Here is a 19,506-nt window from a genome sequence, read left to right as displayed (position 1 = left end):
CGCTGATCCGACGCGGTTAGGACGCACTAGCGGTTGGCAAAAATCCGAGCCGAAACTGATTACGCCGACCGGGTGACGGCGAAGGTCACCAGTGCATGAGTGCGCGTTAGGCGGGGACTGCCATGATGAGGACGGACTGGAACAGTACGCCAGCTGCCATCAGGCCACCGAGAATGTACGACAGACGAGACATTTTTCCTCCGGTAGGTAACGTGAAACGAGCATGGCTGAGGAGAACCGAAATGGTTGAACAATTTCCCGAGCCGACAGGTAACCATACACGTTTTTCTGTCTTTGTCTAGTCGAAAAATATATAGTCTGGTAAACGAGACGAAAAGGAATTAACCTAAAACTAGGTTGACTTATTTAAACTTAACTAAGCACGTAAATCCCTGTTATAACAACTGTCCTTGCGTTCTGAAGTGCGGGGTAGTTTGAAAAACCTGTGAGCATAGCAGGGCGTGCGTGAGGGCATTTTCGTTTGTCGTTGTGGAAAATGGAACGGGGAGGAGTCGATGGCGGGGACCAACGTCGGCAGAACGTCTGTTAACTGGCACGGAACTATCTAGTGAGGATCGACCTGGACTAGACTAAATGCGGAAGAAATAGCCAAATTTAATGCAAGGAAGGCCCCTCCATCTCATGGATGCACGTCTCGCAGTTCGCCGCAAGCCCCAGTTCCGCGACGAGGAGCGCGCGCTGCTTGCAACACTTAATAATCTCTCGGGTGTTCAGCTCGATTCCGTACAAATTCTCAACCTGTACGATGTGTTTTCCGCTTCGGAATCGGACATCGAATCACTGAGCGCCTCGATCGTGTGCGATGACCGTGTCGACGACAGGATTACTTCCGAAGAGCTTACAGAGATTCTGAATTCGGCCTCGGGGTTCCTTGCTGTTGAGCCCCTTCCTGGTCAGTACGATCAGCGAGCTGATGCAGCCAACCAGGCTTTGCGTCTTGTCCAGCCGGAAACGGAAGCGTCAATCTATTCGGCAGTTCTTTACGTATTTGAACCTGCCCAGTCTGACGAAGCCCGCGCTGCCATCCGTTCATTCCTGATTAACCCTGTTGAAGCGGGGGAGAAGGACATGAAGGTGCTCCAAGCGCCGGCTACGGGATCCGTTGAGCCCTTGCGCCAGTACCCCGGCTTTAATGAGCTTGATGAGGCTGGCCTCGAAGCACTTCTCGCTGAGCGCGGGATGGCGATGAACCTCGCTGACCTTGAAACCATTCAGGAATACTTCCGTGAGGAGGGGCGCACTCCGACGGATGTGGAGCTTTCAGTTCTTGATACGTACTGGTCGGATCACTGCCGCCACACCACCTTCAACACTGAGCTCACGGACATTGCCAATGAGGGCAGTCGTTTTAAGGATCAACTTGCTCGCGCGCTGCGTCGTTATGATGAGCTCCGCGAGACGAACGGCAGGACGCATAAGCCACGCACCCTCATGGATATGGGCACGATCATGGGCCGCGAGCTTCGCCGTACGGGGGTCATGGATGATCAGGAAGTCTCGGAGGAGATCAACGCATGCTCCGTCTATGTGGACGTCTCGCGTGGCGACGGTGAGCGATCTGATGCCCTTCATGGCGACGGTGAGCGATCTGATGTCCTTCATGGCGACGGTGAGCGAAGCGAACCGTCGCCATGGCTCCTGATGTTCAAGAACGAAACGCATAACCACCCGACGGAGATCGAGCCTTTCGGTGGCGCGTCGACGTGCCTGGGCGGGGCTATCCGTGATCCCCTCTCCGGTCGCTCCTGGGTATACCAGGCGCTGCGCCTGTCGGGTGCCGGCGACATCAACACCCCGCGCGAAGAGACGCTGGAAGGCAAGCTGCCGCAGGCGGACATCTCTGCGCGCGCGACGGCCGGTTACTCCAGTTACGGCAACCAGATCGGTCTGGCCACCACGAACGTGCGCGAATTTGTGCACCCAGGCTATGTGGCCAAGCGCATGGAGCTCGGCGCTGTTGTTGCTGCCGCTCCGGTAGAAAACGTAAAGCGTCTTGAGCCCGCACATGGTGACGTGGTGATCATCCTCGGTGGTCGTACAGGCCGCGACGGTATTGGTGGTGCCACAGGTTCGTCGAAGGCACATAACGACACCTCACTTGCTACCTCCGGCGCGGAGGTTCAGAAAGGTAACCCGGTTAATGAGCGCAAGATTCAGCGCTTGTTCCGCAACCCTGAGGTTGCGCAGATGATCGTTCGTTGCAACGACTTTGGTGCCGGTGGCGTAGCTGTTGCCGTCGGCGAGTTGGCTGACAGCCTCGACATTCATCTGGAGCGCGTGCCTTTGAAGTACGCGGGCCTCAACGCCCGTGAGATCGCGATTTCGGAGTCTCAGGAGCGAATGGCCGTCGTTGTGCGTGCCGAAAACGCGGCGCGGTTCATCGAACTCGCGGAGACGGAGAACCTGGAGGCGACGCAGCTCGCCGAGGTGACAGATTCTGGTCGCCTGCGGATGTTCAACGGTGAGGATCTCGTCCTCGATTTGTCTCGCGCGTTCATCGATACCAACGGGGCGGCCCGTTCCCAGTCCGTGTCGCTTGTCGACGCCCCCATGGAGGCCCCGCACGCTGCTCCCGCGAGCGTTGCTGAGGCGCTTGCTTCCCCGGCAGGCGGTTCGCAAGAGGGCATGGTTGAGCAGTTCGACTCCACGGTCGGCCGCTCCACCGTATTGATGCCGTTCGGTGGCAAGCGTCAGAAGACATTCGAGATGGCATCCATCCAGTCGCTTCCTGTTGCAGGCGGCACACCGACCTCCTCGGTGATGACGTACGGCTACAGCCCGGAGCTTGCTAGTGAGTCCCCATTCCTCATGGGTGCCTACTCCGTGGTGGAGGCACTTGCCCGTCTAACCGCGGCGGGTGCCGATGCCACTACGGCGTGGTTGACGGTGCAGGAGTACTTCCAGCGCCTTGACCAGGAGCCGGAGCGTTGGGGCGAGGTTACCCAGGCAATCCTCGGCTTGCTGGAAGCACAGGATGCCTTCCAAGTCGCCGCGATCGGTGGTAAGGATTCTATGAGCGGTACGTATGGTGACGGACTGCACGTCCCGCCGACGCTTGTTACCTTCGCCGTCGCCGTGATAGATAAGGCAGACGCTATCAGCGCGGCGATCCCCGACGCAGGCCTGTCCCTCTACCTCCTGCCACACACTCCGCTGGAATCCGGCGAGCCGGATTACGAGGCTCTGCGCACCAACTTCGCAGACTTCACGGCGCTTGCTGCCCGTGGTGAGGTTCGTGCTGCTTCTGCTGTCACCCAAGCCGGTATCGGTGCAACGATTGTCAACATGGTTGCAGGTAACGGCCTTGGATTTACCGGCAGTGCCGATATCTCCTGGGTGGAGGCACACCTTGGTGGCATCGTTTTCGCTGTTTCGGAGGGGGTAACCGTTCCCGAATCGGCACGTCTTCTCGGCCAGACCACCAATGACGGTGAGTTGAGCTTCGGTGCTGAACACCTGAGCGTCGACAAGGCACTGGACATTGCGGAGGAGCGTTACCGCAGCGTCTTCCCGCTAAACGATGCCGCTGGTGAAGACCTGCCAGACTTCGCCACGAAGCTTCCCGAGGCGCAATCCCCGGCCGAGGCCACCGCCGTTTCCGGTGACCACTCCGACGCGGCGGAGGGCACAGCGCCCCACGTGCTGCTGCCGGTATTCCCCGGAACGAACTCCGAGTACGACATGTCCGAGGCATTCCGGGCTGCCGGTGCTACAACCGAGTTCCTCGTCATCCGCAACCTCACTCCGCAGATGCTGGAGGAGGACACGCAGGTATTCATCGACAAGCTCGGCACAGCCGATATCCTCGCTTTCTCCGGCGGGTTCTCCCTCGGCGATGAGCCAGATGGTTCCGCAAAGTTCATGGCCGCATTCCTGCGCACCCCGGAGGTAGCGCAGGCAGTGAGCAGCTTCGTTGCTGGCGATGGCCTTGTCCTCGGCATCTGTAACGGTTTCCAGGCTCTGGTCAAGAGTGGTTTCCTGCCCTACGGTGATCCCTCCAAGCTGACAGAGACCTCGCCCACGCTGGCCCACAACCGCCAGCTACGGCACGTCTCCAGGATTGCCACGACCCGTGTTGCCTCTGTGGATTCGCCGTGGCTTGCGACCTTTACCCCTGGACAAACCCACCTTGTACCCGTGTCCCATGGTGAGGGAAGGTTCGTCGTCAGTGAGGAAGATGCCAAGCAGCTGTTTGCTCACCACCAGGTTGCGTTCCAGTATGTGGATGAGAATGAAATTCCGACGATGGAGGCGCCGGCCAACCCGAACGGCTCGAGCTACGCCATCGAGGGCATCATTTCCCCCGACGGCAGGATCCTGGGCAAGATGGGGCACCCAGAGCGTTTCCGCCCGGGCTTGATGAAGAACATCCCCGGTATCTATTCGCAGGACATCTTCCTCAACGCGGTGACGTACTGCAAGAACAGGAAGTAAACACCGCAGGAGCCGGTTAGACCCGACTCGTTCCGCTGTGGCCTGGTGAGCAACTTCTCACCAGGCCACATTTTTTGTGTGGGATATTGACAAGTTATGTGTAGATGCCCGCAGAGCTGCTCTACACAGATGCGGCCACTTAATGTGATCGATCTTTTTTGGCGGTACGAGGCACCCCGCATATTGGGGGAGTTCACGCTGGGTTGTGCACGGACGGAGTGCGCGCAGTGCCGGGGCGTGGTTCACTGCAGGTGTCTACCGGTGCAGTGGGCCAGCAGGCGCACGATTTGGTGTCCGCGTGCGTGTTTTTCTGTTAGCGGTTGGTGGCTTGGACGCGATGGAAAAAGCTTCGCTAGTTACGGAACCAGATGAACTGCTCATCGCGTCTAAGTAGTGGAGATGCACAACGTCTGCTGAAAGGAGAATAGTATGGATCGAAGTAAAGCATCAGGTTTTTCAACCGTCAGGAGCGGTTTCGTCTTTACTCTGCTGTCAGTTCTTTTTCTCTCCGGATGTGCTCAATTTCTGGGAGCTGACCAAGGCCTCTCACCGGAAGATGAGCCATACCTTTTCGATCGCTGGGATCCTAACTTCCATCTTGCTCAGCCGTGTGCGGATGTGACAGAGGAGAAGTTAGCGGAGCTGAATCTTAAGCGATGGACGGAAAATTTATCCGTTCCTGAAAAAGAAGGAATCGATACTTGCTACTTTGAAACAACAAGCGCAGGTTTAATAGCACTCACCGGTGCTGCCTACAAGCTGGCGGCACTTGAGCGAAAAGGGATTCCTCTGGACTACCCACTTTCTCCAGAAAAGGCTCCGTCCCTTGCCTACAAACAAATCGAAGAGGACGACAGCTGCACGGTAGCAGCTGAAACTCCACATGGAACGGTGGAAGTTAATTTTAATTCGTCAGTGTTAACCGATCCGCCGATGGCAGAAGAGTGCGCACAGGCTGAGAAATATTTTGATCTTTTGATCGGGGAGAAACTAAATGAATATCGTAGCAATTAATCAAGGTCAACTAAGTGACAGCGTTGTGAGGCTCAGGAAAATCAGTGACGTTATACTAAAGACCGCGAGTAGTAGCTGGTCCAATAGCACTCTTGATAGTTTCACCCGCGTTTCTGGATTAGATCAGTTGGGTCGGGAGCATGCAGGCGTATTGGATACGGGGCCGGGGTCTGCGAGGGTTGTAGCTCAGGGGTTGGGGGACGTGATCAGTGGGCTTGCGCGTGGCTTACAGGCGACTGTGCATGGGTTTGAGGCGCAGGAAGATGTGTTTGCTCGATCATTAGATCGCTTGCATGATGCGGGCTCTAGTCCGGGAATTTGTGGCGGTGAATCAGGTGGTGTGCCGGCTGAGAAGCTGGGAATGATTGCTCTTCCAGAGCACGTGGCACCGGTGCCCGTTGTGGTGGGACAGAAGGTGGTTGTGCCAGCGGGGAGTGTGCTGGAATTGCTGCGGGATTATTTCACCACCCACACTTCTGCTATTGGAGAGGCGGCCTCGGCGTGGAAGGGGTTGCACACTTCTATGGTGGAGGTAACTGGTCGGTTGCGCAGTATTGCTAACGGAATTGTGGACGCCAACCGCGGTGAGGTTATCGATGCGATTGTTGACAAGTTGCGGGTTACAAGTGAGGCGACGGAGTCCTTTGGGACGAATGCGGAAGCGATGGCCAGGTGGTCGGGGCGAATCGGGCTGACACATAAGTTGGGAATTGCTGCGGCCGGTGCGATCAATGGTTCCGTGTTGGCAAACCCGATTCCAGGTGCGCGTCAGCTACAAGAGCAGTTGGCACTTGTGGCGTATGCCCGGGTGGCAATGCCTCCATTGCTGTCATTGGCAGAACCTCGAGTGGGTTCACTCCTCGATACCGTTGTACCACCCTCTACTGGTGGGGCGTGGGAGGCAGAGATGGATGAGCTGGTGAGTGGATCTAAGAAGGACTTCGATGGCCAGTTGGAAAGGATCCGGTCTGGTAACCCGGATCCCGTGCTTGTTCGTGCGTTACAGCACGCCACCGACGATGGGTCGGTCAGCCAACAGGTCGAGGCTTCACCGGGTGCGCGTCTTGAGGAGACTCCAGTGTTAGCTGGTCAGTCGCATACCGCTCCGCAGGGATTGACCGTGCCATTAGCTGGTGGACATGGTGGTGGGCTCACCCCAGTGGGATCCTCCCCGGCTGGGACCGGTATGCCAGTGATTTCGTCTGTGCCTGGGGATCTCGGGCGCGAAGGTATCGGGGGCGGGACTGCGGTGCCTGGGGGAGCAGTAAACAGCGGTGTTGGAGGAGCTAACGCTAGGGGTGGATCCTGCGTCGATAGGTCGGAGACACACCCGGTGTCGACCGTGGCTCCAGCAGGTGTGGGTCGCAACGGTGGTCAACGCGGCACCACAGCTGGCAAACGATTGCCATCTGCTGCAGGTAGCAGTAAACACCAGGGCGGTAGTGGAATTGCTGCTGGCGGTGCTTTTGGTGCCATCAGTGGTGGGGCTGCTGCCAGGAATATCGCCGGTGGCCTAGGTGGAGTGAGGTTCAGCAAGCTACCGGCAATTCCTGACAGCGGGTCTCACACAGGTAGTGCAGTCCGCGCTGGTACGGCCCATGGAGGAAACGCGGGGGTTCCGGCATCTGGTAGTCGAGCAACAGGCGGGTATGGCCGTGGAGTGATGCCCATGAACATGGGGGCGAGTAAGGACAGGAAGACGACCAGACCGGTGAAGACCGTCCTCTCCGAGCTGGAGCAAGACGCCAACACCAAGGCGATCCTCGGAGAGGTACCACCCATGGTTCCAGGCACCATCGGTGCATGGGCGCGCTCCTAACTGGCTTAGTAACGGTGGCCGGTACACGTAAAGGTGACTGGTAGATGCCATCGGGCCGTGCAGTGGTAGCGAGGATGTTCACAGTTGGTGGCGTAGCTGGGACACGGCGGCACAACAGGTATTCAGCGGTGCGACTGGGGAATAACAGTGCCATGGGGACAGCAACCCCGTCGCCACAGAGGTGCGCCCATCGTAGCGATGCCGAGGGGCGGGGTAACGGGTAACCAGTGGAGCGTCGACAAGCGATGAGAAAGGTAAGAAGGGGGAAACGAAGCGGGAAAGGAAACTTTAGGAGGGAGTGAATGGGGAAGGGAAGATGGAGAGAAGTGGAAAACGTGCACACAGCCTTCAATCAGAGAGATGGGCGATGATTTCTGGACATGGCGTGGACGTAGCCGACACATGTTTCAGTGATTGTCCTTTACAGGGCTGGATATGTCGCTACTCTGGGTGACCGTGGATGATCCGCCCTACTAGGTGGCGTGCTGGGCGATGACAGTATTGTTTTCACCATGAGCACTCGGACGACTCGAACCACTTCCCACTATTTTGATCACGCTGCCACAACGCCTATACGGCAGTCAGCGGTCGATGCGTGGGTAGAAAATTCCGATGTCCTGAACCCCGGAGGCAGCTACGCATCGGGACGGCGAGCACAGGCGGTGCTCGCTGAGGCACGGGAGATCATCGCTGATGCGCTTAGCTGCGAGCCGATTGAGGTGATCTTTACGGGTTCTGGTACTGAAGCGGATAACCTGGCTGTCCGTGGACTCCTTCAAAATGCAGTGGACCGAGAAGAAACGCTACGTATCGTCACCACACCGATCGAGCACCCGGCCGTCAAAGAGACGGTGTCATCCCTGGCTACGCGGATGCCACACGTTCAGGTGGATTACCTGCCGGTCACCTCGTCGGGGCACATCGAAGACTTTGAACTCCTGGATTTGCCTGCCACCGTTGCGGCGGTTATGTGGGCAAACAACGAGACCGGGGCCATCCAGCCGATCACCAAGGTGGCAGAAAAATGCCAGGAAACCGAAACTCCCCTCCACGTCGATGCCGTTCAAGTGGTTGGGCACCTTCCCGTGGATTTTTCCGCACTGGGGGCGACAACGATGGCAGCCAGCGCTCACAAATTCGGCGGGCCACGAGGAGTGGGAATTCTTCTGGCAAAGCGTTCACCGGTACCCTCACCGGTCCTCACAGGGGGAGGCCAGCAGCGGGGAATCCGCCCGGGAACCCCTGATGCGGCCGGAGCGATGGCAACTGCGGTGGCATTAAGGGAAGCGGTGACCGAAATGGATGGCGAACGCGCACGATTGGAAAGTCTCACCGCACGGCTGCGGGACGGCCTGAAGGAAAGCGTCGACAAGCTCGTCGTGCACACGAGCGAGCCGAACCTGCCCGGACACCTCTTCGTCAGTTTCCCTGGTGCTGAGGCGGATTCTCTCATCATGCTGTTCGATTCCCTTGGAATCGAGGTTGCCGCAGGCTCGGCATGCTCGTCTGGCGTGAACCGGGCATCGCACGTTCTCCTAGCGATGGGAGTTGAAGAGAAGGTTGCCCGCGGTGCCATTCGTTTCACCCTGGGCCGGACGACCTCCCAGGAGGACGTGGACTTCCTTCTCGCTCATGCCGCCGACGTGGTTGAGCGTGCACGATTGGCTGGTATGGCCTAAACAAAGTAGGCGTTTCCTACACGTGGACAAAGGTCCTATACTGACTAGCCGATTGTTTACTGGTAGCCGATTATCAACCTGCTCGTTCGTCCACGGGTGGGAATAAGACGAACGCGGGAAGTGTTGAGAATAGCCATGAGAGTTCTTGCAGCAATGAGTGGAGGAGTGGACAGTGCCGTCGCCGCAGCGCGAGCTGTTGAGGCAGGTCACGATGTTGTAGGCGTGCACCTGGCACTGTCGCGAGACCCACAATCCGTTAGGGAATCCTCCCGTGGCTGCTGCTCTCTTGAAGATTCTGCTGATGCTCGTCGCGTGTGCGACAAGCTGGGTATCCCGTTTTACGTGTGGGACTTTTCCGACCGCTTCAAAGAAGACGTCATCGACGACTTTGTCGAATCCTACGCGATGGGGGAAACACCCAACCCGTGCTTGCGCTGCAACGAGAAGATCAAGTTCCGGGCACTGCTGGAGCGTGGCATCGCCCTCGGCTTCGATGCTGTCGCCACTGGACACTACGCGACCATCGATGAGAACGGCTATTTGCGGCGATCGGTAGATCCAAAGAAGGATCAGTCCTACGTGCTTGGTGTGCTGACCGCCGATGAACTTGCACACTGCTACTTCCCTGTGGGCAATACAGAGAAGCCCCAGATCCGGGAAGAAGCCGCTCGGCACGGTTTCTCCGTGGCAAAAAAGCCGGACAGCTACGACATTTGCTTCATTCCCGACGGCAACACGAAGGCCTTTTTGGGTAAGCACATCGGTATGCGCCCCGGCGTAATTGTGGATGAAGACGGCAACAAGCTCCAGGACCATGACGGTGTCTATGGCTACACCATCGGTCAGCGCAAGGGACTGAATATCCGCGTTCCCGCAGCTGACGGACGGCCGCGTTATGTGACGGACATTGATGCAGCAACCGGAACCGTAACTGTTGGTCCGCGCGAGCACCTGGCAGTCCATACGATCATCGCTGACCGCCTCAAGCAACTGCATCCTGCGTTCAATGGAGATGTGGAGTGCCAGGTGCAGGTCCGTGCGCATGGGGAGGTTGTGCCGTGTTCTGCACACATTGAGGGCGATACTATGACGCTGACGCTCAAGCAACCATTGTCCGGCGTTGCACGTGGTCAGGCGGCAGTTGTCTACCTTCCAGACCAAGCCGGTGACATCGTCCTCGGTTCCGGCACGATCTGCGGGACGGTGCACTAGATGGTTGCCCTAGGGGTCGGTGAAGTTACCGCCGCCACCTTTGCTGAAGCCTGCGATATCGTCATTAGTGAGACGGGGGATCTCCCGCACATCCCGCAGCTTTCCGCTCGCGGACCCTGGTACGATCCGGTCGGCCGAACGACCGCGCTTGTCGACGGCCTTCACGTCGACGTTCGCTCCCGTGGTTGGGTAGTCACGCCACGCGGCAGTCGCGCTGCTAATCGGGCCAAAGACGGTCTTGACAGAGATATCGATACGGTGGAGGAGCTCTGGCCGTCCCATGCGGATACGGTGAAGGTACATTGTCTCGGGCCGTGGTCTTTGGCCACGAAGATGGAGCTTGCCAACGGGCACCGCGTGCTGAGCGATAGGTCGGCGACCATTGACATATCTGAGGCTCTTACTGCAGGTCTTGTTGCTCATGCGAAAGACATTGCGCGGCGCTTTTCCTCCTCTCGCATCGTGGTCCAATTCGACGAGCCGTATCTTGGGTCCATCCGAGCAGGGGCAGTGCCGGGGACATCCGATTTCGACACTCTCCGCCCGGTGCCGGTCGACGAGCTACAGCGAGTTTTGTTTCCTGCTTACGAGGCCGTGCGTGCCGCTGTCGACGAGCAGGTAGCCTATGTTCCCGTAATTAACCAGATCGGGTACGCCCCGCAATGGGACGTAATGCCAAGTGAGGGGGCGCTGATCGATCTGGCATTCGTCACCAATTCCGCACAGCTTGATGCTGCAGGTACAGCACTCGAAGAGTTAGCCGATGCAGGTGGCCACTGTGCTGTGTCTGCCAATCGTGATGAACTCGAGCGCGTCTGTAGTGAGCTCGGACAGGACAGGGGAGTCTTTGATATTTGGGCGCGAGGTGGAGCGGAGGCATACCGCACGGCGTACGAGCTTGACCGCTTCATCCGCTAACGCGCGGTAGTCGCTTACGCTATCCACCGCATTTACACACTGCTTAACATTTAGCTGGTGAGCTGCTTAACATTTAACTGGTGAGGAAAATTGTTGGAATTTATCCTGTCCTCGTGCTCACCGGAGAATCCTCTCTTGTCTGAGTCTGGCCGGCAAAGGTTGCACCACAGACGCACGCACAACAGGCGTACGTACCTCAGGGCCACGCTCACAACATGTGGCGGACGACCTGCCGGTATTCCTGCACTGCAGGATACGAGTTTGTAGTGGGGCTAGGAAGAGAGCTGGAGCGGCCAGGAGAGGTTCACTTCCACGTCCCTGCCCTTTCCAGCGAAGTACTTGGCCAAATCGGACTGCATCTCGTAGTACCACACCGTCTGGCTCTCCATCAGCTCATCGCCATCCATGGTGGTAATTTCTGGCCATCGGCGTGCCTGCTTCCACGCGATGCGTGCGGCGGCGAGGGAATCAGCGCTGGAGTTGTGGGCTTTATCTAGGCGAATCTCGTAGTATTCCGACATCGCCGAGAGGTTGCGCTTTCCGGCGCGGTAATGGTCCTTCTTCTTATCAATGATGTACGGGTCTACAACCAGCCCGTCGATAGTGAAGTCGGGGGAGCATTGGTGCAAAATGGTGAGGTCGAAGCAACCGTTGAAAACGATGAGCGTGAAGCCCTCATCCCACCCGCGGCGGATAAGCTCAACAGTTTTGGCGACGACATCATCGTGGGGCTCACCGTTGGCCTTGGCGTACTCATTGGATATTCCGTGGACCTTCTCTGCCTCCTCGCTGATCGGAATGCCCGGATCCGCCAGCAGATAGGTTTCGTCGGCATTGGAGCCGTCGATGCGGATGACAGAGGACGTAACAACGTGGGCTTTCAGGGGATCGTTGGTGGTGGTTTCCAGATCGAAAGCCACCATCTTGGACGGGTCAAAGGAGTACACGGTTCAATCCTCCGAAGCTCACTGTGTGCGGATTTTTAGCTATGCACGTTAGGCTACCACCGCCTGAACACACCCCAGACGTGTCTAGCCTGACCTGCCGGGACACAGTCATAATGAATGCGTGTGTCGGTGAGCGATCTGCCACACACAGGTACACTGAAGCGCGTGTCTGACAAAGCAACTTCCAGTCAACCCATGGACTCCTCCCTCCACGCACGATGGGAGGAGCTCGCAGCCCAGGTGCGGTATCACCGGGACAAGTACTACAACGGAACGCCGGAGATAACGGACGCTGAGTTCGATGTGCTCTTCTCTCGACTCCAACAGTTGGAGGCGGAGCACCCGGGGTTACGGGCACCCGATAGTCCGACTCTCGAGGTCGGCGCGCCGTCGCCCGAGGGGTCAAGCTTTGAAAACATCGCTCACCTGGAGCGGATGTATTCGCTGGATAACGTGTTCAGCAAGGACGAGCTCGAGCAGTGGCTGATCCGTACTCCATCGGACACGTACTCCGTCGAGCTCAAGATCGATGGTGTGTCCATTGACCTTGTGTACCGTGACGGTGAGCTCGCCACTGCGGCGACGCGAGGGGACGGCACGGTGGGGGAGGAGATCACTGCCAATGCCCGGATGATCACTGGTATTCCCGATCACTTACAGGAAAATGACGCGTTCCCGATCCCGAGCGTGTTGGAGGTTCGGGGTGAAGTCTATATCGCCATTGACGATTTTCCCTTGGTCAATGAGCAGCGGCAGCTGGAAAACAAGAAGCCCTTTGCAAATCCCCGCAACGCAGCAGCCGGCTCTATGAGACAGAAGGACCCACAGGCAGTGAAGAAGCGGAAGCTCACTCTCGTTTGCCACGGCATTGGCGCTGCGGAGGGGATTTCCTTCGAGTCGCAGACGGAGGCATACAAGGCGCTCGCTGCCTTTGGTCTGCCTGTGTCGGAATACACCACCGTCGTGCACTCCCATGAGGAGGTGCACGAGATGGTGGAAAAGTGGGCCGATCACCGCCACGATGCCGTCTTCGAGATGGATGGCATGGTGGTCAAGGTCGATAATCGGGAACAGCAGCGCGCGCTTGGGGCAACGTCCCGCGCCCCCAGGTGGGCGATCGCGTACAAGTATCCACCAGAAGAGGCTGTTACGAAGCTTGTCGACGTTCGGGTCGGCGTAGGCCGGACCGGCCGGGTTACCCCCTTCGCCATCATGGAGCCGGTGGAAGTGGCAGGGTCAACAGTGGAGATGGCTACTTTGCACAATCAATCCGAGGTCAATCGCAAGGGCGTGCTCATCGGGGACCAGGTTGTGATCCGGAAGGCCGGAGAAGTCATCCCCGAGGTCTTGGGGCCGGTGGCGGATCTGCGCGATGGGACGGAGCGCCCCTTCGTCTTTCCCACTCTGTGCCCGCAGTGTGGGACGAAACTTGCCCCGGCGAAAGAGGAGGATGCGGACTGGAGGTGCCCCAATACCCGTAGCTGTCCGGGCCAACTTGCCGGACGCTTGGAGTACATCGCGGGCAGGGGCGTCTTCGATATTGAAGCACTGGGTGAGAAGGCCGCTGCGGATCTCGTCCGCACGGGAATTCTCACTGACGAGGCGGATCTGTTCACCCTTACCGAGGACGATCTGCTGGATTCTCGGGTGTACACCAACTCCAAGGGGGCCGTAAACGCCGCAGGGAAGAAACTCATCGCAGGTTTGAAGACACAGAAGGAAACAGACCTGTGGCGCGTCATTACTGGTCTATCCATCCGCCACGTCGGCCCCACAGCAGCACGAGCCCTAGCTCGGGAATTCGGCTCGATGGATGCGATCAGGAAAGCAACCGAGGAAGAACTGGCAGCAACGGAGGGCGTTGGAGGTGTCATCGCCGCGTCCATCGTCGACTGGTTCTCGGTCGACTGGCACCGCGCCATCGTCGATGCCTGGGCGGAAGCGGGCGTCACCATGGAGGATGAGCGTGGAGAGGCCAAGGAACAGACGCTCGAGGGACTTACTATCGTCGTCACAGGCTCGCTGGAAAATTACACCCGCGATGGGGTGAAGGAGGCAATCATCGAGCGCGGTGGCAAAGCATCCGGAAGCGTGTCCAAGAAGACGGACTACGTTGTCGTGGGCGCAAACGCCGGTTCCAAGGCTGCGAAAGCCGAGGAACTCGGCCGGCCAATCATCAACGAACAGCAGTTTGAGGAGTTGCTCGCTACCGGCGCGGTGACCTCGCTTCTCTAAACTGTCTGCCTAAAACAGCAGGAAGCAAGGGCTTTCACGCGATGTTTCCTGGGCAGGCTTTTTCTGTGCGGGCTCTCCTGTGCAAGCTCTCCTGTGTGAGCTTTCCTACGTGGGCTTTCCCGGGCAGGATAACCAGCGCAGGTTTTTGTTCCGCAGATCTAGGATTGTCGGCTGAGCATCGTCCCGATGATGACTCCAAGGTCTCCCAGGTGGGCAATTTCGGAGCCCAGGAAGTCCGGTCCACCGGGTCGACCGATGACCATGATGAGATCGGTGCTGGTGAGAGGAGCAGCGGCCAGGGAAGCGTCGAGAAGCGTCCAGGATTCAGGAATCCAGTCCTCGGTCTCGGGGTTGAGCATCCGGCACGAATCCACCTCGACATTGGAGGGGTGCGTGCCATCGTCCGAGGGGGCGGCCGCAGAGGCTGCGACGCGGGTGAGCTCAGGAGTTTCGCGCAGAATGATGCACCAGCCGGCGGTCATTGTCTGAGGCATGACGTTTGCCAGCTCGTCTAGGGCATTGCGGGCGCTATCAGCGTGCTCAGCAAAGCGTGCGAGCATCTGCACCTGTCCCCGTCGATCCACCCTGCCGGAAAACGGGCGAATCGAATCGATGACCGCGTTTTCGTCCTGCTGGGCGGCGGTGACCAGGGTGTCGGGGAGAGCACCCTGGGGAAGCGTGATGACGATATCGTCCATGACTGTGCCATCGGGGAACTGCTCAACCACGTCTACGGATTGAATGTTTCCCTCGGTCAGCCCAACTGAGCTGGCGAGACGTCCGAGAGTGCCGGGTTCGTCGGGGAGCAGCACACGGATGAGATAAGAAGTCTCCATCACGATCACAGCCTTTTTATCGTTCTTGATTAAGGTTTAACGTAGGCATTGTAACCAAACACTTGCCCGGAATGGAAGATATAGACAGCTCGGTATGTTGATGGGGAGCATGCGCTGCCTGCTGTGGAGGCGGGGTACGGTAGAGTCAAAGAGATAAGAATGTAGCTCGTTACTACACTTACGATTCGTAACAGAACACTTTAGAGAAAAGAAAAGGGGAAGCTCGCGTGCCTCAAATTTCTCGCGATGAGGTGGCTCATCTCGCCACACTCGCCAGGTTGGCGCTGAGCGAAGAGGAGATTACCACCTTCGCTAGCCAGATCGACGGCATCATTGGCCACGTATCAGCAGTTCAGAACGTGGACACAGAGGGAGTGGAACCCATGAGCCACCCCCACGCCACGCACACCGCGATGCGGAAAGATACCGTTGCCCCGTCCTTGTCGCAGGAGGCTGCGCTGGACCAGGCTCCGGAAAAGGAAGAGGATAAGTTCGTCGTACCGCAGATTCTGGGGGAATAACGTTATGAGCACAGATAATACTTTTCTTGCAGAATCCACCACGGGTCTGACCTCCCTGAGCGCCTCCGAGCTCGCGGAGAAGATTCATAGCCGCGAAGTAAGCTCCGTGGAAGCAACCCAGGCTCACCTCGACCGCATTGCCGAGGTTGACGAGGAACTCGGGGCCTTCCTCCACGTCGGTGCCGATGAGGCACTTGCTGCTGCCCGTGCAGTAGACGAGTCTCTGGACAAGGGCGAAAAGCCCGCGTCTCCTCTCGCCGGTGTGCCGCTGGCACTCAAGGATGTCTTTGTCACCACTGACGCGCCGACGACATGTGCGTCCAAGATGCTTGAGGGCTACATGAGTCCTTACGATGCCACCGTCGTAACGAAGATTCGCGGCGCTGGAATTCCGATCCTGGGCAAGACGAACATGGACGAGTTTGCGATGGGCTCCTCCACCGAGAACTCTGCTTACCATGTCACCAAAAACCCCTGGGACCGCACGCGTACCCCGGGTGGCTCCGGTGGCGGCACCGCTGCAGCACTAGCTTCCGGCGAAGCCCCGATCGGTATCGGAACGGACACGGGCGGTTCCATTCGTCAGCCCGCAGCGTTGACAGGCACTGTGGGTGTGAAGCCCACCTACGGTGGCGTGTCGCGTTACGGCCTCGTCGCCTGTGCGTCTTCCCTCGATCAGGGTGGCCCCTGCGCGCGCACGGTGCTGGACACCGCGCTGCTGCACGAAGTCATTGCAGGCGTTGACCCGCACGATGCAACGACCGTTGATACGCCCGTTCCGGATGTCGTTGGTGCAGCTCGCGAGGGCGCAAAGGGTGACCTCAGCGGCGTGAAAGTCGGCGTGGTTAAGCAGTTCGTTCGCGAAGGCTACCAGCCCGGTGTGCTGGAAAACTTCCAGCAGTCTATAGAGAAGTTGCGGGGTCTCGGCGCAGATATCGTCGAGGTCGACTGTCCGCACTTCGACGATGCCATCGGCACGTATTACCTCATTCAGTTCTCGGAGATTTCCTCGAACCTTGCCCGTTTCGACGGCATGCGGTACGGCCTGCGCGAGGGCGACGATGGAAAGCACTCCGCTGCTGAGGTAATGAGCATCTCCCGTGCCGCAGGCTTCGGCCCGGAGGTGAAGCGCCGTATCCTCGCTGGCACCTACACGCTGTCTGTTGGCTACTACGATGCCTACTACCTCAAGGCTCAGCGTGTGCGTGCGCTGATCGCGCAGGACTTTGCTAAGGCATACGAACAAGCCGAAGTTCTCGTCGCACCTGTGACACCGACCACGGCGTTTGCCCTCGGCGAGAAGGTGAACGATCCGCTGGCCATGTACAACTTCGACCTGTTCACGCTGCCGCTGAACCTCGCGGGTCTCGGTGGTATGAGTGTTCCGGCTGGCCTGGCAAGCGACACGAACCTCCCGGTTGGCTTGCAGATCATGGCCCCGGCGTTCAAGGATGATCGCCTGTACAAGGTTGGTGCCGCATTCGAAGCAGCACGTAGCTAAAATTCTCAAAACGGATCCCGCAGTTCAAGCGCAGTGGGATCCGTTTTGCTTTCTGCACCTTTGGTATTTGAGTGACGAACTGGAGTCTGACGCGCGCTCAGCCACTGTGGCTCTGAAGTAAGGGCTTATAAGCAAGTACCAAGGAGGGCTATTACACTCGTAGGAATGACTCAGGGAGCCCCCGGACACGTTGCTGTCCCCGCTATCACTCCGTACGTGTATCTCGCATCCGCAGCGATGTCGATTCTCGGCAACGCGGTGGCGAGTATTGTGTGGCCGTGGATGGTCCTTGAACGCTCGGGCAATCCGGCGGCAGCGGGGATCGTCGCTACCGCGATTGCAGTTCCGTCTCTCATCTTTGCGTTTGTCGGCGGGCATCTGGTTGATACCGTAGGCAGGAAGCCGATGTCCGTTGTTTCCGATGTGGTCTCAGCACTGTCCATCGTGCTGCTCATCATGGTGGACCATGTGGCTGACCTGTCGCTGGGGTGGTTCATTGCTTTGGGGATCTTCGGGGCCGTGGGCGATGTCCCTGGAATGAGCGCACGTTCGGCGCTTGTGGGCGATGTCGTAACGGAGAAAATGACCCTCGACAGGCTCTCTGGAGTTAACCAGACGATCGCGAGCTTCGGTTTCCTCGTGGGACCCGCACTCGCCGGTGTCCTACTCAGCACCCTAAACATGACAGACGTGTTGTGGATCACGGCAATTTGCTCCTTCGCTGCAGCTGGCCTGACGACGCTTCTACCCGTCGGTACCTCAGCAGCCGCAGGGGAAGGGGAAACACTGCGTGGTTCCCTAGGATCGTGGAAGCGGATCCTTGCTGTGCCAGCGATTAGACTCATCGCCGTCGTGTCATTGGCATCCACCGTCTGCGTGGCACCGTTGTTGGCAGTGTTGTTGCCGGCGCACTTCCAGTCGATCGACCGTCCAGGGCTCCTCGGCATCACAATGAGTGCCTACGCGGTGGGAGAAATCGTTGGAGGGGCTTATGTGGCGTGGAGAGGTACGCAGCGCCGGCGCGCGATGTGGGCTGTAGCTGCGGGGCTGGAGATCGTCGGCATGCTGTTTTTCACCGTGATCCAGTTGAACTGGACAGCGATGGTCGGCATGGTGATCGCGGGCATCGGAGGTGGGCTGTTCGCCCCGATGATAATGGTGATCGTCACGGAGGGTGTCGCAAATGACGTTCGTGGCCGAGCCTTCTCACTTTTTAACGCTCTCGGAATGTTCGCGGCTCCGATCGGATTAGTCATTGTCACGGGGCTGCTCCATTGGTTGAATATCTACCACGTCTGCATTGTGCTGAGCTTGGTATTTTTGGGTGTTGGCTCCTGGTCCATAGCCCGGGGCTGGGCGGTGCTTCCTCGATACGCAAACGCGAACAACGAGGGGAGGACGGTTCACGCAGACGGGGTGGATTGCGGAGACCATGAGAGGCAGTGACCGACGGTGGGAAACGGTGGGAAACGGTGATCGACGGTGAGCGATACGGGTGATCCGGTGGAGCATGGCAATTAACAGCCAAAACGGGGTAACCAAAAACAAATAACGACTCCGCGTTTTTGGTTATGCACGGGCGGGCGCAATTTGCTGACCTGCGATGGTTCGCCTCAACTCTCCAAATTCCTTGAGGTTCGCTAATATCGGGTCTATGCGTATTGCTACTTTGACTTCTGGTGGTGACTGTCCCGGCCTGAACGCCGTGATCCGAGGTATCGTCCGTACGGCGAGCTCAGAATTCGGCTCGACTGTGGTTGGCTATCAGGATGGCTGGGTCGGCTTGATGGAAGATCGCCGAGTCCAGCTTTACGACGACGACAACATCGACAAGATCCTTCTTCGTGGCGGCACCATTCTTGGTACCGGTCGCCTGCACCCCGAAAAGTTCAAAGCAGGCATCGACCAGATCAAGGAAAACCTCCGCGAGGCCGAGGTCGATGCGCTCATTCCGATCGGCGGTGAGGGCACCCTCAAGGGTGCACAGTTCCTCGCTGACAATGGCATTCCGGTTATAGGTGTGCCGAAGACCATCGATAACGATGTGAACGGCACAGACTACACCTTCGGTTTTGACACCGCAGTATCAGTGGCGACAGAGGCTATTGACCGCTTGCATACGACGGCTGAGTCCCACAACCGCGTGATGATCATGGAGGTAATGGGACGCCACGTAGGCTGGATCGCTTTGCACGCCGGCATGGCAGGTGGCGCACACTACACCGTTATCCCCGAGTACCCCTTCGATATCAATGACATCTGCAAGGCGATGGAGCGCCGGTTCCAGATGGGGGAGAAGTACGGCATTATTTGTGTTGCTGAGGGCGCTTTGCCTAGGGAGGGGACGATGGATTTCAAGGAGGGGGAAG

13 protein-coding genes are annotated in these 19,506 nt (G+C 58.2%); 11 read left to right on the top strand and 2 right to left on the bottom strand.

The window, feature by feature from the left end; all coding sequences use genetic code 11:
• The first annotated feature begins 642 nt into the window (after positions 1 to 642).
• The 6 genes from HMPREF3044_RS01835 to HMPREF3044_RS01810 all read left to right on the top strand — a co-directional run bounded on the left by HMPREF3044_RS01835 (position 643) and on the right by HMPREF3044_RS01810 (position 11,097).
• Positions 643 to 4,455, top strand: coding sequence for a phosphoribosylformylglycinamidine synthase (locus HMPREF3044_RS01835; protein WP_070739033.1), 3,813 nt, complete (start codon positions 643 to 645; stop codon positions 4,453 to 4,455).
• Positions 4,456 to 4,884: 429 nt separating this feature from the next.
• Positions 4,885 to 5,469 (top strand): DUF3558 domain-containing protein, encoded by a 585-nt coding sequence (locus HMPREF3044_RS01830; RefSeq protein WP_070739032.1) that lies wholly within the window; start codon positions 4,885 to 4,887, stop codon positions 5,467 to 5,469.
• A 340-nt stretch (positions 5,470 to 5,809) separates the two neighbouring features.
• A complete protein-coding gene (locus HMPREF3044_RS01825) occupies positions 5,810 to 7,288 on the top strand; it encodes a hypothetical protein (RefSeq protein ID WP_246820833.1) in 1,479 nt (492 codons plus the stop codon).
• Between the two features lie 512 nt (positions 7,289 to 7,800).
• Positions 7,801 to 8,967: a cysteine desulfurase family protein gene (locus tag HMPREF3044_RS01820; RefSeq protein WP_070739042.1), complete on the top strand. Its 1,167-nt coding sequence runs from the start codon at positions 7,801 to 7,803 to the stop codon at positions 8,965 to 8,967.
• Between the two features lie 135 nt (positions 8,968 to 9,102).
• A complete protein-coding gene (gene mnmA, locus HMPREF3044_RS01815) occupies positions 9,103 to 10,179 on the top strand; it encodes a tRNA 2-thiouridine(34) synthase MnmA (protein WP_081446554.1) in 1,077 nt (358 codons plus the stop codon).
• Positions 10,180 to 11,097: a uroporphyrinogen decarboxylase/cobalamine-independent methonine synthase family protein gene (locus HMPREF3044_RS01810; protein WP_005396069.1), complete on the top strand. Its 918-nt coding sequence runs from the start codon at positions 10,180 to 10,182 to the stop codon at positions 11,095 to 11,097.
• A 272-nt stretch (positions 11,098 to 11,369) separates the two neighbouring features.
• Here the strand turns inward: HMPREF3044_RS01810 and HMPREF3044_RS01805 are convergent, their stop codons facing one another.
• Positions 11,370 to 12,044, bottom strand: coding sequence for a 3'-5' exonuclease (locus tag HMPREF3044_RS01805; RefSeq protein WP_005392200.1), 675 nt, complete (start codon positions 12,042 to 12,044; stop codon positions 11,370 to 11,372).
• Positions 12,045 to 12,239: 195 nt separating this feature from the next.
• On the opposite strand from HMPREF3044_RS01805, the gene ligA reads away from it, so the two are divergent.
• Positions 12,240 to 14,279 (top strand): NAD-dependent DNA ligase LigA, encoded by a 2,040-nt coding sequence (ligA, locus tag HMPREF3044_RS01800; RefSeq protein WP_070739031.1) that lies wholly within the window; start codon positions 12,240 to 12,242, stop codon positions 14,277 to 14,279.
• A 158-nt stretch (positions 14,280 to 14,437) separates the two neighbouring features.
• Here the strand turns inward: ligA and HMPREF3044_RS01795 are convergent, their stop codons facing one another.
• Positions 14,438 to 15,115 (bottom strand): ACT domain-containing protein, encoded by a 678-nt coding sequence (locus HMPREF3044_RS01795; RefSeq protein WP_070739041.1) that lies wholly within the window; start codon positions 15,113 to 15,115, stop codon positions 14,438 to 14,440.
• Positions 15,116 to 15,342: 227 nt separating this feature from the next.
• Here HMPREF3044_RS01795 and gatC point away from each other — a divergent pair, with 227 nt between their 5' ends.
• From gatC to HMPREF3044_RS01775, 4 genes are all read left to right on the top strand, one after another.
• Complete coding sequence (gatC, locus tag HMPREF3044_RS01790) at positions 15,343 to 15,636, top strand: Asp-tRNA(Asn)/Glu-tRNA(Gln) amidotransferase subunit GatC (protein WP_005392205.1); 294 nt, start codon at positions 15,343 to 15,345, stop codon at positions 15,634 to 15,636.
• A gap of 4 nt (positions 15,637 to 15,640) precedes the next feature.
• Positions 15,641 to 17,137 carry an Asp-tRNA(Asn)/Glu-tRNA(Gln) amidotransferase subunit GatA gene (gene gatA / locus HMPREF3044_RS01785; protein WP_070739030.1) on the top strand — a complete coding sequence of 499 codons (1,497 nt, stop codon included), beginning with the start codon at positions 15,641 to 15,643 and terminating at the stop codon, positions 17,135 to 17,137.
• Between the two features lie 165 nt (positions 17,138 to 17,302).
• Positions 17,303 to 18,583, top strand: coding sequence for an MFS transporter (locus HMPREF3044_RS01780; RefSeq protein ID WP_005392209.1), 1,281 nt, complete (start codon positions 17,303 to 17,305; stop codon positions 18,581 to 18,583).
• 208 nt (positions 18,584 to 18,791) lie between these two features.
• A partial coding sequence (locus HMPREF3044_RS01775) for an ATP-dependent 6-phosphofructokinase (protein ID WP_070739029.1) occupies positions 18,792 to 19,506 on the top strand: 715 nt, incomplete at its 3' end.

This window comes from Corynebacterium sp. HMSC073D01 (assembly GCF_001815555.1).
GTDB classification, from domain to species: domain Bacteria; phylum Actinomycetota; class Actinomycetes; order Mycobacteriales; family Mycobacteriaceae; genus Corynebacterium; species Corynebacterium glucuronolyticum.
This window is presented reverse-complemented; position numbering and strand designations above follow the sequence as displayed.

Coding starts and splice junctions, on each gene's coding strand:
- HMPREF3044_RS01835 (WP_070739033.1), top strand. CDS start 643: ATGGATGCACGTCTCGCAGTTCGCCGCAAGCCCCAGTTCCGCGACGAG.
- HMPREF3044_RS01830 (WP_070739032.1), top strand. CDS start 4,885: ATGGATCGAAGTAAAGCATCAGGTTTTTCAACCGTCAGGAGCGGTTTC.
- HMPREF3044_RS01820 (WP_070739042.1), top strand. CDS start 7,801: ATGAGCACTCGGACGACTCGAACCACTTCCCACTATTTTGATCACGCT.
- mnmA (WP_081446554.1), top strand. CDS start 9,103: ATGAGAGTTCTTGCAGCAATGAGTGGAGGAGTGGACAGTGCCGTCGCC.
- HMPREF3044_RS01810 (WP_005396069.1), top strand. CDS start 10,180: ATGGTTGCCCTAGGGGTCGGTGAAGTTACCGCCGCCACCTTTGCTGAA.
- ligA (WP_070739031.1), top strand. CDS start 12,240: ATGGACTCCTCCCTCCACGCACGATGGGAGGAGCTCGCAGCCCAGGTG.
- HMPREF3044_RS01795 (WP_070739041.1), bottom strand. CDS start 15,115: ATGGAGACTTCTTATCTCATCCGTGTGCTGCTCCCCGACGAACCCGGC.
- gatA (WP_070739030.1), top strand. CDS start 15,641: ATGAGCACAGATAATACTTTTCTTGCAGAATCCACCACGGGTCTGACC.
- HMPREF3044_RS01780 (WP_005392209.1), top strand. CDS start 17,303: ATGACTCAGGGAGCCCCCGGACACGTTGCTGTCCCCGCTATCACTCCG.